This is a genomic window from Pseudomonas sp. GL_139_B (assembly GCF_057834475.1).
The window spans coordinates 6,121,628-6,136,893 of record NZ_CM174403.1 but is presented as its reverse complement, the minus strand read 5'-3'; the positions used below and the strand labels follow the sequence as shown (position 1 = coordinate 6,136,893).

The following is a 15,266-nucleotide window of genomic DNA, read 5'->3' as shown; positions in this document are numbered from 1 at the left end:
GCCAAAAATCGCGAAGCTCTTGTGGTCAAAGATCAGGCTGCGTAAATCCGGCGGTTGTGCGGGGAAGGATTGCGTTCTTACCTGGGGAGATCTCGCCTCGTGCCTGAAAGGGCGACGGCGCCAGCCGGAGCGAGAAGTCAGCAGAGGCCGTAGTAGTCTTTTTTTTTGACGAAGGGCCGAACGAGAGAAAGCGTTATAGGCCATGTTGATGCGAACGACCGGAAGTCAGATGCCTGCCAAACGCGGGGCGGATCGAGACTGCGAGCGGTGAAGCCGTGAGAAGCTCCGTCAGTGACGAGGTCAATCGCCCGCAAGATGAAACCGACAACGCAGGGCAAGGGCTACTGGAACGGGCCTTTGCGAGAGAAAACCTGAAGCGGGCATGGAAGCGGGTCAAGGCCAACAAAGGGGCAGCGGGAGTCGATGGTCTGGATATTGAACGGACTGCCGAACACTTGTTAACCCAGTGGGCAGCGATTCGTGAACAGCTTCTCTCAGGTGTCTACCGGCCCAGTCCGGTACGACGTGTGGTCATTCCCAAACCTGACGGCGGTCAACGCGAGTTGGGTATCCCGACGGTCACCGACCGTTTGATCCAACAAGCGCTGCTACAAGTCCTGCAGCCATTACTCGATCCGACTTTCAGTGAACACAGCTACGGCTTTCGCCCGGGACGCTGCGCGCAAGACGCCGTGTTGGCAGCTCAGCGCCACGTGTCTTCGGGCCGAAAAGTGGTGGTGGATGTGGATCTGGAGAAGTTCTTTGACCGGGTCGACCACGACATTTTGATGGATCGTTTACGCAAGCGGATTGCGGATCGGGCGGTTATCCGGCTGATTCGGGCGTATCTGGATGCAGGAACGCTGATCAATGGCGTGGTCGAGAAAAGCCGCTGCGGGGCGCCGCAAGGCGGCCCGCTGTCGCCGTTGTTGGCGAATGTGCTGTTGGACGAAGTGGATCGGGAGCTTGAGCGTCGAGGTCATTGTTTCGTGCGCTATGCCGACGATGCGAATGTGTATGTCCGTAGTCGCAAGGCAGGGCAGCGGGTGATGGCCTTGCTGAAGCGTGTGTATGACAAGCTGCACTTGAGCGTCAACGAGAGCAAGAGTGCGGTGGCGAGTGCGTATGGTCGCAAGTTTCTGGGCTACGCCTTCTGGGCATCTCCACAAGGCGTCAAAAGAGCGGTAGCGGTCAAGGCGCGCAAGCAGTTCAAGCAACGGATACGCGAGCTCACCCGTCGCTCAGGCGGTCGCAGTATGCGACAAGTTGTGGAGAATCTACGCCCTTATCTCTTGGGCTGGAAAACTTACTTTGGGTTGTCGCAAACACCGAAAATCTGGCGAGAGCTGGATGAATGGATACGACACCGACTGCGAGCGATCCAGCTTAAGCAATGGAGGCGTGGACCGACGATCTACCGCGAACTGCGGACGTTGGGAGCCAGCAGCCAATCGGCCCGGAAAGTGGCGGCCAACTCGCATAGCTGGTGGCGTAACAGCCGATTTGAGCTGAATCGAGTGTTGGATTTGGCGTGGTTCGACAGGCTGGGACTGGTGCGACTCTCATAACCTCAATCTCTCGAACCGCCCGGTGCGGACCCGCATGCCGGGTGGTGTGGCAGGGGAGCGGCCTATGAAGGCTGCCCCCTATGCCGATTCGTTCAGATTGCCAGGAGTATTCGGGAAGCACGCTTCCACCACGGCGCAATGACCGCACGCTGTGGCCGTTCACCTTCTGCCAGCATGTGTGGAACATCCTGCAACCGAATCCACGGCTGGTTATTCCAGTGCAGCAAACTCAATGACATCTCCGACCAGTTCAACAGGCTCAAAATCGGGCGTTCGTTTGTGGTCGGTTGCTGTGCATCCCGGAGGGCGGGGACCACGTCGTGGGTCAGCCATTCGCGCAAGGCTCGGTATTCGGGGCAGTAGTGGTAGACCAGCAGGGCGTAGACGCCGGATTCGCTGATCAGCAGGGTGTCTTCGATGACGCCATGGATGAGGATTTGCGCGGACTGGTGTTGATCGGGGTCGAGTTTTCGGACGGCACGTTCGTCGAGGAAAAGGCGGAGCAGTCGGCCGAGGTCGCGGGCGCTGAACCAGGGTTGGTTTTCCAGGAGGAGGGCGTGGAGGTTGAGTTTGTGGCGGGTGAAGACGTGAGGAATCAGATAAGCATCGTTGCGATTCATTGATACAACTCCTTTTGCTAAAGGGGCTGCCGTCAATCGTCGCCAAACGATTGGGTGGCAGCTGTACGCAGGTTGGCGAACCGGAGCAAAAGGAACCCGGCAGACCCGAAGGTCTCCCACGCACAACCGCCATGACTCGATGTGGCGGAAGTAAACCCGCCATCGGATGGTCGTAATGCGCCTTAAGCTTCCGGGTCGCCAAACCCAGTGCTGAACATTCAGCATTGGGTGAGCTTAGGAACTGGAGCTTTGCGGCGCTATCGGACGGCGGATGAGATCGTTGTAGGACTCTGCCTTGAATCAGCGCTGAATCCGGAATAGCTGGAAGGTCGTTCCGACCTTATCGCGAGCAGGCTCGCTCCCACAGTTGATTGGGGTTCACAGGGGATTGGGCTTTACCGTGAGATGGGCTGTGTTACTCGCTTGGTGGATTCAGCTTCGCTTCCAGCTCCGCCACCTTCGCCTCAAGACTCTCCAGCCGTGCCCGGGTGCGTGCAAGCACGACCATCTGGCTATCAAACTCTTCCCGGCTCACCAGGTCGAGCTTGCTGAAGCCACTCTGCAACAGCGCCTTGAACTGGCTTTCGATTTCGCTTTTCGGCAAAGGGGTTTCGCCGCTGAAGAGGCGGGAGGCGGTGCCCGTCAGGGCGTCTAGGAAGTCTTTGGGCGCGAGCATGGGAAAGGTCCTGGAAACATTGGCGGGCAGTGTATCACGCAGTGTCTGTAGTCAATTCCGGTAGCCAGTCAGCGCACGTTTTTCGCGCATACGGACGGACGGCAGTGCACCGTTGTTGTGCGTTAATTCCCGGGTAATTCAGGGCGATGGCTTGCGGCATTGGCCAAGAGATTGAATTCAGTGTGTTTTGTCGAGATGGCAAGCTTTCTGCTAAGTGACTATCAACCCCTGCACTGATGCAGTCGCTGTGACGAATGCAGTGCGCCATGCGAAACGGGGGAAGTGTTTCGTACGGGGTGGTTAGCTGGGTTCGGACGGGCATTCAAGGCCGACGATGCGTTACAAAGCCAGGCACTGCGCTTAGACTTGAGACGGGTTTGTTTTCCTGGGGCAAGTCCACCAATTCGGGAGAGAGTTTTCATGAAGCTAGTCACTGCCATCATCAAGCCGTTCAAGTTGGACGACGTGCGCGAGTCGCTGTCCGAGATCGGCGTGCAGGGCATTACTGTTACTGAAGTCAAAGGCTTCGGCCGGCAGAAGGGTCACACCGAGCTGTATCGCGGCGCGGAATACGTGGTCGATTTTCTGCCTAAAGTGAAGATCGATGTCGCCATTGACGACAAGGATCTGGATCGGGTTATCGAGGCGATAACCAAGGCTGCCAATACCGGCAAGATCGGTGACGGCAAGATCTTCGTGGTCAATCTGGAACAGGCGATTCGCATCCGTACCGGCGAAACCGATACCGACGCAATTTAAGCCGCCACAAACCCAACGCCCCAGGAGAATACAATATGACTCTGCGTAATTTCGCAGGGCTAGGAGCCCTGTTGTCCATCGTAATGCCCGGCCTGGCTATGGCGGCAGATCCGGTGGCGGCTCCAGTCCTCAACTCCGGCGACACCGCCTGGATGTTGACCTCGACAGCCCTTGTGCTGTTCATGACCATTCCTGGCCTCGCGCTATTCTACGGCGGCATGGTCCGGTCCAAAAATATTCTTTCCGTGATGATGCAGTGCTTCGCCATTACCGGTCTGGTCACCATCCTGTGGTTCCTCTATGGCTACAGCATGGCGTTTGATACGACGGGTATGGAAGCCGGTGTTGTCAACTACAACTCCTATGTCGGCAGCTTGGCCAAGGCCTTTCTCGCCGGCATCACTCCGTCCAGCATTACCGGGCCAGCGGCGCTGTTTCCTGAGGCGGTATTTGTCACCTATCAGATGACGTTTGCCATCATCACCCCGGCGCTGATTGTCGGTGCGTTCGCTGAGCGGATGAAGTTCTCCGCGATGCTGGTATTCATGGGCATCTGGTTCACCGTGGTTTATGCGCCGATCGCGCACATGGTCTGGAGCGGTCCGGGTTCGCTGTTGGGCGACTGGGGTGTGCTGGACTTCGCCGGTGGCACCGTGGTGCACATCAACGCCGGTATCGCGGGTCTGGTAGCGTGCCTGGTATTGGGCAAGCGTAAAGGCTTTCCGACCACCCCGATGGCGCCGCACAACCTCGGTTATACCTTGATGGGCGCAGCCATGTTGTGGGTCGGTTGGTTCGGCTTTAACGCCGGTTCCGCTGCTGCGGCCAACGGTACTGCCGGTATGGCGATGCTGGTTACCCAAATTGCAACCGCTGCCGCTGCACTGGGCTGGATGTTCGCCGAGTGGGTCACTCACGGCAAACCAAGCGCACTGGGTATCGCCTCGGGTGTTGTTGCGGGTCTGGTGGCAATTACCCCGGCCGCCGGCACCGTCGGTCCGATGGGTTCGCTGGTCATCGGTCTGGCAGCAGGCGTGGTGTGCTTCTTCTGCGCCACGACCCTGAAACGCAAACTTGGCTATGACGACTCCCTGGACGCCTTCGGTGTGCATGGTATCGGCGGTATCCTCGGCGCGATCCTGACCGGTGTATTCGCTGCACCGTCCATGGGTGGCTTCGGCACCGTGACTGACATCGCCGCGCAAGTCTGGATTCAGTGCAAAGGGGTTGGCTTTACCGTGATCTACACCGCGATCGCCACGTTCATCATCCTTAAGGTCGTGGACGCTGTTATGGGTCTGCGGGTCAATGAAGAAGAAGAAGCGGTCGGCATCGACCTGGCACTTCATAACGAGCGCGGCTACAACGTGTAAGCACGCGCATAAAAACTTGCCCGGCTTGCCGGGCATTTTTTTGTCTGGCGTTTGTCAGTGAAGGAGTGGCTGAAAGGTTTTTTCGTACACGTTCAGGGGCGTTTACGACGGGCGCTTTTCTGCGGCCAATGGCTTACATCATTGAAGGAATATTAGGGCCTTTGTTTTTTCCCAGAGCGCGCTAGAATGCGCCCCGAACGTGCGGAGAACTGTATGTGGCAACAGACTCTGATTACCCTGCGGGCACGGCCCCGGGGCTTTCATCTGGTAACGGACGAGTTACTCGCCGGCTTGCCTGAACTCAAGGCGTGTCGGGTCGGTCTGTTGCATCTGTGGCTGCAGCATACCTCGGCGTCGTTGACCATCAACGAGAACGCCGATCCGGCGGTACGTCGCGACTTCGAACGGTTTTTCAATCGTCTGGTCCCACAAGGAACAGACGGCTATGAGCATAACGACGAAGGCCTGGACGACCTCCCGGCGCACTTCAAGGCCAGCGTGCTTGGCTGTCAGCTCAGTTTGCCGATCTCGGCAGGCCGACTGGCGCTGGGGACCTGGCAAGGTGTTTATCTGGGCGAGCACCGTGATTTTGGCGGTGCCCGTAAAGTCCTCGCCACCGTACACGGTGAAGAGGCATGAACCGCTGGTCACCAGCGGTTATTGAATTTTTCCGGCGACTGTCGACAGACGGTAAAGCTGGGCTATAACTAATCTGCTTTTCGCAAGAGTCATGAGGTAGAACATGAGCGACGATGATCTGGAAAACGACGACCTCGAAGTAGGCGACGACGACGAAACCGAAGAAGGTCTGGAAGCAGCGGCCGAAGACGTCGCTGAAGACGATGGCGGTGATGCGCCCGTTCCGACCGCCAAAGGCAAAGCCAAGGCTGCGGTATCGGTTGATGAACTGCCGAGTGTTGAAGCCAAGAACAAGGAGCGCGATGCACTCGCGCGGGCCATGGAAGAGTTTTTGGCCAAGGGCGGCAAGGTGCAGGAAGTGGAGGCCAACGTGGTCGCCGATCCTCCCAAGAAGCCTGATAACAAGTACGGCAGTCGGCCTATCTAAGCGTCTGCCCTTGCTTGCTGAAAAAGCCCGCCGTCGCTGCGGGCTTTTTCGTTCTACAGGCCTTTAACTACGCGGGTCTATAATTAACTTCGACATCAACCCCACACGCAGCCCCACACCTATTGCTCGCGTGAAGCAGCTTTTTCCTAAAGCGTGAGATTCCTGCCGGCTTCAACAGCGTCCCATTGGCTACGCCTTTTCAATCTCTTCACTGGTAAACAGGAAGGGCGCCCGCACCACTCCATATGACTCCGCGCATCGCGGGCGACATCTGCCGAGCCTCTCTGGATCGCCCAGAGGCGACTTCGATGGCGAGTTGGTTTCATAAAAACTAGGAAATTGAGAAAGTCCGAATCGGGCGGGGTAAATCCTCGGCGAATGGATCAGCGTCGCAGCGGAAGGTCTGTAGTGTCGTGAGCATGGCCAGAATTGCTAAGCTCAAATTGCAGCGAAGATTACGAAACGTCTTGCCTGAGTAGATCATTTTCGTTGATATTCGGTCCGTCTTGAAGGCGCCAAGCCATTAAGACAAAGCTCAATTGTTAAACAGTGACCAGAATATTAAACGGAATTTATCGATGAAATTGATAGGCTTCTCTTCACCAGACTTTGCAAAATTTTGCCCTCCGGAATTCAATATTCGTAACGGGTGCAATACGATACGGTTTGGAACATTGTTTGATTTCCGGACTGAAGAAAACGAAAAGCTACGAGATGAGGGGGAAGGAACGTTTAGTTATTCTGTGGAGTTCCCCGAACTCACAAAGGTCTCCCATGAATGGCTCGGAGCCTTTGAAATGGAAAGTCACGGCAGTTTCCATATTGGCGAAATGGAAATGCGAAATGGAAATTTCTTCGTGAAAAATATGACTCTTTCAGGGTCCAGTCATAATTGCTGGGTCTATTGCATGTCTAAAAGTACTGAGGTTGCGGGGAATATCACTGACACGCATCAAGATAAATGGTTGATTTCTCAAGATAAATTTCAGTCATTTGCTAATTATTTGGGCGCGTTGCTCTGGAACGAAATAAAATTGTCAGACTTACCTGATCACATAACTAGTAAGTTTAGTATGCAGGAAATACTTCAGCGGCTATCCCTGAATGTTGAAGTTAAAGAGGTTGACTATAGCCATCGCTCCATAACGATATTACAGGAAGAAGATCTGCCGGTGTCTCAAATTTCGGCGCTAAAAGATTCCATAGCATTTATTAAACCGAAAGTTTTTGAAAAAGAAAAAGAGATTAGGATTGCTTTCTGGCTAATTTTTGAAAATAAAAAAATTTCTATACAAAACAATCCAAAGATCGTTGGGCTTCGCCCGATTGATAAAATTATGTGACGTATAAAAATCACTAGCCTTCTGCCTAGCCATGGAAAAGACCATGAAGACGACTAAGGCGTACATCAGCGAATTTCTATCGGAGGTCGAGTTAGTCGCTGATGAGGTTTTCTTGTGCAGAAAGGCATGTGGCGTGTGGCAGTCATTCGAGCGTGGCGCGCATACCCCGTCGCCGGTGTCGAGGACACTGGCCTCGGCACCAGGCTCCAGTAATTTGCAACCCACTGATTTGTCATGCGTAATGCTATCTGTGAATTATTTTTAGTCACGGCAGTTACCAATCTCATGATCCAGAATACCCAGCACTTCTCGCAAAGGCCCGTTCTAGAGCGCATCACGAACGAAAAACCGTTTTGACACCTCAGACTGGCAAGTAAAAAACAGCCAGCCCCACGCACACGTCTAAACCGCTCCTCTTGCGCCTTACCCCACCATCAGATCGTAGTCATGCTTTCGTGCCTTTGCAGATCATGGAAAATCAGAGCGAATTAACTATCCAGCCGAAGCGCCGCGATAAATCCAACCCATCAACACCCCCAACACCACCCACACCGACTCCGTGCCAATCCTCTAACGCCCGACGCTTCAGAAACGACAAATCACCCTGCACATAGGTTTCAGTCAATCCCGGCATCGCATGGTTAAGCAACAGCTCGGCAATGACATAATTGACGCTCAGATGTTGCCAGCCGGCCCGCGCCAGCTTGCGCAGATCATGGCTTGACCACTTACCATCGCTCAGATCGGCAATCGCCGACGAAGCCCCAGCCACTGACAACGGCTGACCATGACCTCCGGGAAATAGATACACACTCGGCTGGCTAGACTGCTGGTCCCGGTACCAACGCAGCACAGCCACCACAACAGGCGTCAGCGGCAGCTCATGCCGTGTCCGCGTCTTGGTCAGCTCAGCCGGGATCACCCACACACCCGCGTCTAGGTCCAAGTGTTCCCACTTCACTCGCCGCGTTTCGCCAACCCGCGTACCGTGACAGAGCATCAACAACGCCAACAGGCAAGGCCCTGGCGATTTCGGCAGACGCTGTGCCAGCAGATCCATTACTCGGCCAACATCACGTGGAAACAACCGCGCGCTCTTTGGCCTTAAGCGGCCCAGACCAAAATCCGAGAACCTGACATCAGCCAGCGGATTGACGTTCAGCACACCCAGCCGCTTGCCCGTGCGAAACGCCGCGTTTAATACCCGGTAGGCATTGCACACCGTCGCTGGAGCCAGTAGCGCGTGCATCGGTTGAATCAACAGCCGGTCGAGCGTGGCCGTCGTCAATTGATCCACCGGCAAACCCCACAGGCGCGGAAAAAGCCAATTCTTGGCCAGTGACCGGCAACTGGCCTTGCGCGCCTTCGATACCGTGGCCATGTTCAAATGCCGCTCCAGATACCACGTCACCACGTCACCTACCGTATACAGCGCGCAGAGCATGGCGCCTGAATGAACACCACCGGCACGCAGCAACTGGAACGACGACCTCCGCGCATCCAATTGATTGCAGCCACAACGCGGCCAATCCGCCGCCTTCTGCCATTTACCAGCGTGCACCGTGTACCACGCACCCCGGTGCCGATCCTTGAGAAAACGAAAGCGCATATCCGGGTAGCGCTTGTCCCGAAGGTCGCGAACGTCTTTATCTTTTGCTTCGGCTCTAATCGCCGCATCGCTGAACTCGATATATCGCGTTTCACCCATCGCACACCTCAATAATGAATGACCACCGCACCCGGTCGACTCTCTGGCAGGCCCGGGTCAACACCCGGTCGACGACACCGACGAAGCTGGCTTCGACACCTTGGCAGACCCGGGTCAACATCCGGTCGGCGCCACCGACGAAGCTGGCTTCGACACCCTGGCAGGCCCGGGTCAACATCCGGTCGACGGCACCGACGAAGCTGGCTTCGTTACCCTGGCAGGCCTGGGTCAGCACCCGGTCGACCACACCGACGAAGCTGGCTTCGACACCATGGCAGGCCCGGGTCAACACCCGGTCGACCACACCGACGAAGCTGGCTTCGACACCCTGGCAGACCCAGGCCAACACCCGGTCATTCCGCAAATTCATCGAGCGCCCGCCGCACCAATAACACTTCGTGCCAGCCCGCTACGCTGGCGCGCAGTTGCGCCTCAAGCTCGCGCTCCAGCCTGGCCACCTGTGCCACCGACGCGCCGCTTACGGCAAATTCGTGCAGAATTTCAGACCGAATGTTTGCGCTATCAAGATCCGGGCAACCCTTCAGCGCCCATGCCTGCAATGTATTCAGTGGCAACACCCCGCCCGACAGTTTCAACACTCGGCGCGGTAACCGTGACTTTCTAAGCGGCTGACCATCACCCCCCATGAACAGATATTCACCGTGCCCCTCAGCTACGGACCAATAGCGCGTCAGCAGGTCTAAGACTTGGGCCGTCAGCGGCAGACGGTCGGCACCAACTCGCCACACCCGCTCCCGCAGATCGAAGTCCATCCAGCGCGCTAGCAGCGTTACCTCCAGCGACTGGCCGTAACAGAGTGTCAGCAGCGCGACCAACGCGGCTTGCGGGTCATGCTCAAACTCAGCCAGCAGTCGCAACACGGCACGGCCAATGACCTGCAAAGGCTCACTCATAGCGTCCCTCCTAGGCGCACGCACGCAAAAACGCGAAATACAGGAGGCCGCAGGCCTCCCCGGCGCAGCGCGCCGGAGGCACTTGCCCACCGGCTACGCCCGTGGACAACTGCAAGCCCTCGACCCCGCAAGCGGGGCCCCACTCGGGCCTCAAGATCAAAGTCAACGATTTCCAATCGTCCAGACAGAGCAAAAGCAAGAGCGAAGCGATTGCATTGAACCCCTTGGGGGGTTTGGGGGGCTCTTCTCTTCTCTTCTCTTCTCTGGTCCGCATTTCGTCCGCTTTCAACGCGGACTCTTCCGGGCCGCTCGCTTACGCTCCGCATCGACGGCACGACGCTTGGAGCAGGCGCCGTTATGGACTTCAAAGCTTGGAATGGTCAGATTCAGGCCGTCGTTTTCCAGCCATCCAACTGTAACCATGGCCTCGGCAAAACCCGACCATGCAGCAAGCTCATCAAGCGTGTCCAACGTGTAACCGGACAGCGTTCCATCACTTGAGTGGAAATCGAAAAGACTCCAAACGGACAAAAGTCCACCAACTATCCGAAATCTGTCCGCTTTCAATGCGGACGCCATGCGGACAACTTTCGGATTCGACGGTAAGTTAGTACGCATCTTGATCCAGTCACCCGCCATGGCTTATCTCTCGAAGCAGACCATGGCCGTGCAAGATGAAAGTGCTATGCGGATTCGCCGACGACACCAGCAGGTCGCCATCGGCGAGCCAGACGGTGAAACCAGTGCGATACCCCGGCTTATCGCCCAATGCGGGGAAACGGGAGATTTTGCTGGCGGGCGCGGGAGTTGCCGCAGTTTGCCCGCTGGGGGCCTTTATCTCGTCGTGAAGAGTCATCGAACAGCCCTCGAAATTGTCGAAGGCCGGAAAGGCGCGACACTCAGCGTGCTTACCACCACTTGGCGGGGGTGGTTGGCACAGCCGGACGCGTCCACGTCCGGCTTTTTTATGCGTGAGCGGTTTTGCTCCGGCTCTTGTCGATTTGCTCTCGCACCCAGGCGTTAACCTCATGCTCTAACCATCCAACTGCGCCGCCACGGCCAAGCTGCACCTGTTGCGGGAATGTTTGGTTCAAGGCGTATTTGTAGATCGAGGCGCGGGCCAGTCCTGTTCGTTTCATAACGTCATCGATACGCATAACCCGCAGATTGTCAGTCATTGACCTGGCCTCCTGCATGGCTTCCCTTCAGGCGGCGCTTGCGTGGGGTGGGATTGGGTTGGCGGGACATAAGCCGTGCCCTGATCCATGCGTCAACCTCTTGGTCAAGCCAGGCCACAGAAACACTGTCTCCGAGCCTGATGGGTTTCGGGAAAGTGCCCCTTTGCACGGATTGATAAATTGCGCTTGAGCGCAGTCCGACACGATCCATAACGTCGCGCAGGCGCAGTAAACAAATAGGGTGGATGTCGGGGGATGTGGAATCCATGTTCGCTCCTCGCGAATTAAAAGCGCCGGAGTCAGTGGGCGCCATGGATTCCAATACTATTGCTCGTTTCGAGGCTCGTGTTGCGCGTAATTAACGGCAAGGTAATTACGCGCAAACGCGCCAGGCTCATCAGTTATTTGACCAGACGCAATCATCAGGTCGCGGTGAGCGCGGAACATTGGCAGCAAGCGTGGATCGGTCGGTCGGGTGGATTCACTCCTCAGCCGTTCGGCGCCTTCTGCGTGACGGACCATAGACCTCCATGGCTCCTCTTTGGCCAAGCGCTTTGTAGCATCGGTAACTGACCGTTCCAACGCATGGTGTTCTTCGATACTCAGTACCAACAAAGTGCGAGTGACATCATCCCAGTGTTTACGCCTTCCCAAAGATTTGACGCTTGCCAGCTGGAAGCTTGGTAAATCGAGTGCCAAGCTCCAGCAAAGGCTCATCCAATCTCCAGCCTTAACGCCATGCTCCTCAAATAACAGGCCCATGCGGCGCTCTACCTCCGATATGTGCACCTTGCTCCATGCCTCATATTGCGCGGGTGTATGGAGGGGGCCGAGCCGATCCAGTTTGATAGGTTTGGCCAAGTCGCCGCTGTATCTGCGTGTCATGCTTCCACTCGCCCAAACGCGCCGTGAATAACATTCACCGCTGGCGGAGTGGTGGCGAACTTTGCCCAGGCTTGCATCAGCTCGCGGCGTTTCTCCAATAGGTTGCTGCGACTGTAAGCGGCCTCGATTTTGTCGCGCTCATCATGGGCAAGCGCCAGCTCACAGACTTCACGCGGATAGTGCGTGCATTCACTCGCCCAGGTGCGAAAGGTCGCCCGGAACCCGTGTGTTGTTATGTCTGGCAGATCCATTGCGCGCAGTAGTGACAAGAACGCAACACGGCCCATCACGCCTGACTTTCCAGTGCCGGGAAACAGATAGGGGCTGCCAACAGTGCGCGGGATTGCTCGTAGCAGTTCAATGGCTTGCTGTGGCAATGGGATGGCGAACGCCTGCCGGGTTTTCATGCGCTCGGCTGGAAGATTCCAGGTGGCTGACTCTAAATCGAATTCGTCCCACGTCGCCAACCGAACCATGCCAGCCCGTGCTGCGGTCAGGATCACCAGTTGTAGCGCGTGAGAATCACGGTCATTGGCTGCGGCCAGCCTGCTCATGAATGCTGGAAGGTCACGCCAGAGCATTGCTGGATGATTAGTCGATTGCGTAGCCCGTTTTTTGTCTGCCCGACTTAGCAGGTTGTCCAGATGGCCGCGCCAGCGTGCAGGGTTCTCGCCAGATCGAAGGCTCAGCGCTTTGGCGGAGTCCAACACACTTTCTATCTGGCTCCTAACCTCGCTCGCTGTCCGGGGCTTCTCGCTCCAGATCGGCTGCAAAACACGCAACACATGCTCGGTTTGAACCTTTCCGGGCGGCAATTCACCCATGACTGGATAGACGTAACGCTCCAGCTTGGAAAGCCAGCCTTTGCGCCAGCCATCGGTCACATGCAGGCAGTGGGACCGGTGGTAATCCAACGCCAGCGATTTGAACGTGACGGACTTTGCTTTATCGGCCAGCCGTTGGTCTTTCTGCCGCTGCTGTTCTGCCTTGCGCTCATCCAGTGGGTCACGGCCCTGCATGATCAGGGACCGCGCCTCCGTGGCGGCCAGTCTTGCTGCTTTAAGCTTTACGGTGGGAAATGGTCCCAAGCCCATGTCACGTCGTTTGCCGCTGAGCTGATAACGCAGCAGCCAGGACTTGCTACCGGTAGTGCTGATTACAAGGTAAAGCCCGTCGCTGTCCAGATACCGGCCTGGCTCGCTCAAATGCTCGACTTGCTTGGGGTTCAATCGGCTCATGCTATTTCCTCGTCGACTGATCCAACCCCACACGCAGCCCCACACATTTTCGTGGGATCAGGTAGATATGGGTGGGATGCTGTAGACAAGATAATACCCGGTAAGCCCCGGAATCACTAGGTTTTGTGGAATGCTGTGGACAATTACGGAAAAGAAAAAGCCCGCCGTCGCTGCGGGCTTTTTCATGGGTGTCACAAATGTCTTGGGTCTGACGCAACCCGGTAGGAGCCGAGCTTGCTCGCGATAGCGGCGTGTCAGTCGATATAGATTCTAAATGTTATGCAGTCATCGCGAGCAAGCTCGGCTCCTACAAGGGAATATCGGTGATCTCAGGATGGGTGTCGGGAATTCCACAGGGCCAACAGCGACGGCAGCTCGGTCAGACTGCGAATCTCGGCATCTGGAGCCTTCTCCGCTTCCCACACTTTACCTTGCGGGTTAAACCAGATTGCCCGCAATCCTGCTTGCTGTGCCCCGGCAATGTCATCGCCCGGATGATCGCCGATATGCACCGCCGTCTCGGGCGTTGCCCCCCCGCGTTGCAACGCCTCATGAAACAAGCGCGCGTCCGGCTTGGCGATGCCGATATCTTCGGCGCACAGCGCAAACTTGAAGTAATCCGCCAGCCCTAGCCGGCGTACATCGGCGTTGCCGTTGGTGACTACGCCCAAAGCGTAGTGCTTGGCCAGTGTTATCAGGGTTGGCTCGACTTCGGGGAACACTTCGATCTGATGCCGCGCATGCAAAAACACTTCAAAGCTTTTGTCGGCGAGTTCGGTTGCCTGGCTGTGGTCGTAACCGGCCTCTTCCAGCGCATGGAACAACACCCTGCGGCGCAACGCGCTGATGCGATGTTTGAGTCCCGGTTCGCTGCTCAGAATTCGCTCCCGAATGGCCCACAAATGCTCTACCGGCACGCCCCCAAGGTTCGGAGCATGCTCGGTCAGCCATTCACGCAGTACGGCTTCGGCGCTGAGGATCACCGGGGCGGTGTCCCACAGGGTGTCGTCGAGGTCGAAGGTGATCAATTGGATGGTCATGAGTCATCGCCCTTAATGCGTTTGGCCCGTGGATGGGCGCTGTCGTAAACCGTGGCCAGGTGCTGGAAGTCCAGGTGGGTGTAGATCTGGGTGGTCTTGATGTCTGAGTGACCGAGCAGTTCCTGTACCGCACGCAAGTCTTGCGAGGATTCCAGCAAGTGGCTGGCAAAGGAGTGTCGCAGCATGTGCGGGTGCAGGTTTTGCCCCAGCTCACGCTCGCCAGCGGCTCTGACCCGAACCTGAATGGCTCGTGGGCCGAGGCGTCGGCCTTGCTGGCTGACGAACACGGCGTCGTCCGCCGGGTTGGTCATGGCCCGCAGCGGCAACCACAGTTCCAGCGCTTCGCGCGCTTTTTTGCCGACCGGCAGCAGTCGGGTTTTGCTGCCTTTGCCCAGCACTTGAACCATGCCGTCGGCCAGATCCAACTGATCCAGATTGAGCCCGGTCAGCTCCGAAAGGCGCAATCCCGAGGAATAGAACAGTTCCAGAATCGCCTGATCCCGCCGCGCCAGGAAATCATCCTCGACCGCGCCTTCCAGCAATTGCAGTGCGCGGTCGGTGTCGAGGGTTTTCGGCAGGCGGCGCTCACCCTTGGGCGGTGCCAGGCCATTGGCCGGGTCGTGGTCGCAAAGGCCTTCGCGATTCAGATAGTGATAAAGCCCGCGCACCGCCGATAGCAGCCGCGCGAGGCTGCGGGACGATTGACCCTGTGAATGCAAACGGGCGATCAGGCTGCGCAGGCGCTGGATGTCCAGCGCGGCCCAGCTGTCGATGTTCTGTTTGGCGCACCAGCCCAGTACTTTGTCGAGGTCGCGACGGTAGGCGTACAGCGTGTGAGGCGACACCTGTCGCTCACTGCGCAGGTGTTCGCAGTAAGCGTCCAGTTGCCGTTCCATAC

The 15,266-nt window shown here is 56.9% G+C and carries 18 protein-coding genes; 6 read left to right on the top strand and 12 right to left on the bottom strand.

Annotation, left to right across the window (positions count from 1 at the left end; translation table 11 throughout):
* Positions 1-275: 275 nt before the first annotated feature.
* The gene (ltrA, locus tag AC3ISI_RS28200; protein ID WP_489334740.1) at positions 276-1,568 is read left to right on the top strand and encodes a group II intron reverse transcriptase/maturase; all 1,293 of its coding nucleotides are present in this window, start codon (positions 276-278) and stop codon (positions 1,566-1,568) included.
* A gap of 92 nt (positions 1,569-1,660) precedes the next feature.
* On the opposite strand, the gene AC3ISI_RS28195 is transcribed toward ltrA, so the two are convergent.
* Positions 1,661-2,188 carry a BRO-N domain-containing protein gene (locus AC3ISI_RS28195; RefSeq protein WP_489334739.1) on the bottom strand — a complete coding sequence of 176 codons (528 nt, stop codon included), beginning with the start codon at positions 2,186-2,188 and terminating at the stop codon, positions 1,661-1,663.
* A 415-nt stretch (positions 2,189-2,603) separates the two neighbouring features.
* Positions 2,604-2,864 (bottom strand): accessory factor UbiK family protein, encoded by a 261-nt coding sequence (locus AC3ISI_RS28190; RefSeq protein ID WP_123434880.1) that lies wholly within the window; start codon positions 2,862-2,864, stop codon positions 2,604-2,606.
* 420 nt (positions 2,865-3,284) lie between these two features.
* Here AC3ISI_RS28190 and glnK point away from each other — a divergent pair, with 420 nt between their 5' ends.
* The 5 genes from glnK to AC3ISI_RS28165 all read left to right on the top strand — a co-directional run bounded on the left by glnK (position 3,285) and on the right by AC3ISI_RS28165 (position 7,405).
* Positions 3,285-3,623, top strand: a complete 339-nt coding sequence (glnK, locus tag AC3ISI_RS28185; protein WP_002555808.1) for a P-II family nitrogen regulator — start codon at positions 3,285-3,287, stop codon at positions 3,621-3,623.
* A 35-nt stretch (positions 3,624-3,658) separates the two neighbouring features.
* On the top strand, positions 3,659-4,996 hold the full coding sequence (locus AC3ISI_RS28180) for an ammonium transporter (RefSeq protein WP_489334738.1): 1,338 nt from the start codon (positions 3,659-3,661) through the stop codon (positions 4,994-4,996).
* Positions 4,997-5,209: 213 nt separating this feature from the next.
* A complete protein-coding gene (locus tag AC3ISI_RS28175) occupies positions 5,210-5,635 on the top strand; it encodes a secondary thiamine-phosphate synthase enzyme YjbQ (RefSeq protein WP_007942369.1) in 426 nt (141 codons plus the stop codon).
* A gap of 103 nt (positions 5,636-5,738) precedes the next feature.
* A complete protein-coding gene (gene sutA / locus AC3ISI_RS28170; RefSeq protein ID WP_008050867.1) occupies positions 5,739-6,062 on the top strand; it encodes a transcriptional regulator SutA in 324 nt (107 codons plus the stop codon).
* 578 nt (positions 6,063-6,640) lie between these two features.
* On the top strand, positions 6,641-7,405 hold the full coding sequence (locus AC3ISI_RS28165) for a hypothetical protein (protein ID WP_489334737.1): 765 nt from the start codon (positions 6,641-6,643) through the stop codon (positions 7,403-7,405).
* A 478-nt stretch (positions 7,406-7,883) separates the two neighbouring features.
* Here the strand turns inward: AC3ISI_RS28165 and AC3ISI_RS28160 are convergent, their stop codons facing one another.
* The 10 genes from AC3ISI_RS28160 to xerC form a co-directional block, all read right to left on the bottom strand.
* Positions 7,884-9,113, bottom strand: coding sequence for a tyrosine-type recombinase/integrase (locus tag AC3ISI_RS28160; protein ID WP_489334736.1), 1,230 nt, complete (start codon positions 9,111-9,113; stop codon positions 7,884-7,886).
* Complete coding sequence (locus tag AC3ISI_RS28155) at positions 9,106-9,483, bottom strand: hypothetical protein (protein ID WP_489334735.1); 378 nt, start codon at positions 9,481-9,483, stop codon at positions 9,106-9,108. Before AC3ISI_RS28155 ends, AC3ISI_RS28160 begins: the two co-directional genes overlap by 8 nt.
* A complete protein-coding gene (locus AC3ISI_RS28150) occupies positions 9,467-10,027 on the bottom strand; it encodes a site-specific integrase (protein ID WP_489334734.1) in 561 nt (186 codons plus the stop codon). Before AC3ISI_RS28150 ends, AC3ISI_RS28155 begins: the two co-directional genes overlap by 17 nt.
* 285 nt (positions 10,028-10,312) lie before the next feature.
* Entirely contained in the window at positions 10,313-10,666 is a 354-nt protein-coding gene (locus AC3ISI_RS28145) for a hypothetical protein (protein ID WP_489334733.1), read from the bottom strand.
* Positions 10,667-10,992: 326 nt separating this feature from the next.
* Positions 10,993-11,205, bottom strand: a complete 213-nt coding sequence (locus AC3ISI_RS28140) for a helix-turn-helix transcriptional regulator (RefSeq protein WP_489334732.1) — start codon at positions 11,203-11,205, stop codon at positions 10,993-10,995.
* Positions 11,198-11,473, bottom strand: coding sequence for a helix-turn-helix transcriptional regulator (locus AC3ISI_RS28135; protein ID WP_489334731.1), 276 nt, complete (start codon positions 11,471-11,473; stop codon positions 11,198-11,200). Before AC3ISI_RS28135 ends, AC3ISI_RS28140 begins: the two co-directional genes overlap by 8 nt.
* A gap of 56 nt (positions 11,474-11,529) precedes the next feature.
* A complete protein-coding gene (locus tag AC3ISI_RS28130) occupies positions 11,530-11,967 on the bottom strand; it encodes a hypothetical protein (RefSeq protein ID WP_489334730.1) in 438 nt (145 codons plus the stop codon).
* Between the two features lie 119 nt (positions 11,968-12,086).
* Positions 12,087-13,328: a tyrosine-type recombinase/integrase gene (locus tag AC3ISI_RS28125; protein WP_489334729.1), complete on the bottom strand. Its 1,242-nt coding sequence runs from the start codon at positions 13,326-13,328 to the stop codon at positions 12,087-12,089.
* A 329-nt stretch (positions 13,329-13,657) separates the two neighbouring features.
* Positions 13,658-14,368 carry an HAD family hydrolase gene (locus tag AC3ISI_RS28120; protein ID WP_489334728.1) on the bottom strand — a complete coding sequence of 237 codons (711 nt, stop codon included), beginning with the start codon at positions 14,366-14,368 and terminating at the stop codon, positions 13,658-13,660.
* Complete coding sequence (gene xerC / locus AC3ISI_RS28115) at positions 14,365-15,264, bottom strand: tyrosine recombinase XerC (RefSeq protein WP_489334727.1); 900 nt, start codon at positions 15,262-15,264, stop codon at positions 14,365-14,367. The genes AC3ISI_RS28120 and xerC overlap by 4 nt, the downstream gene beginning before the upstream one ends.
* Positions 15,265-15,266: the final 2 nt, after the last annotated feature.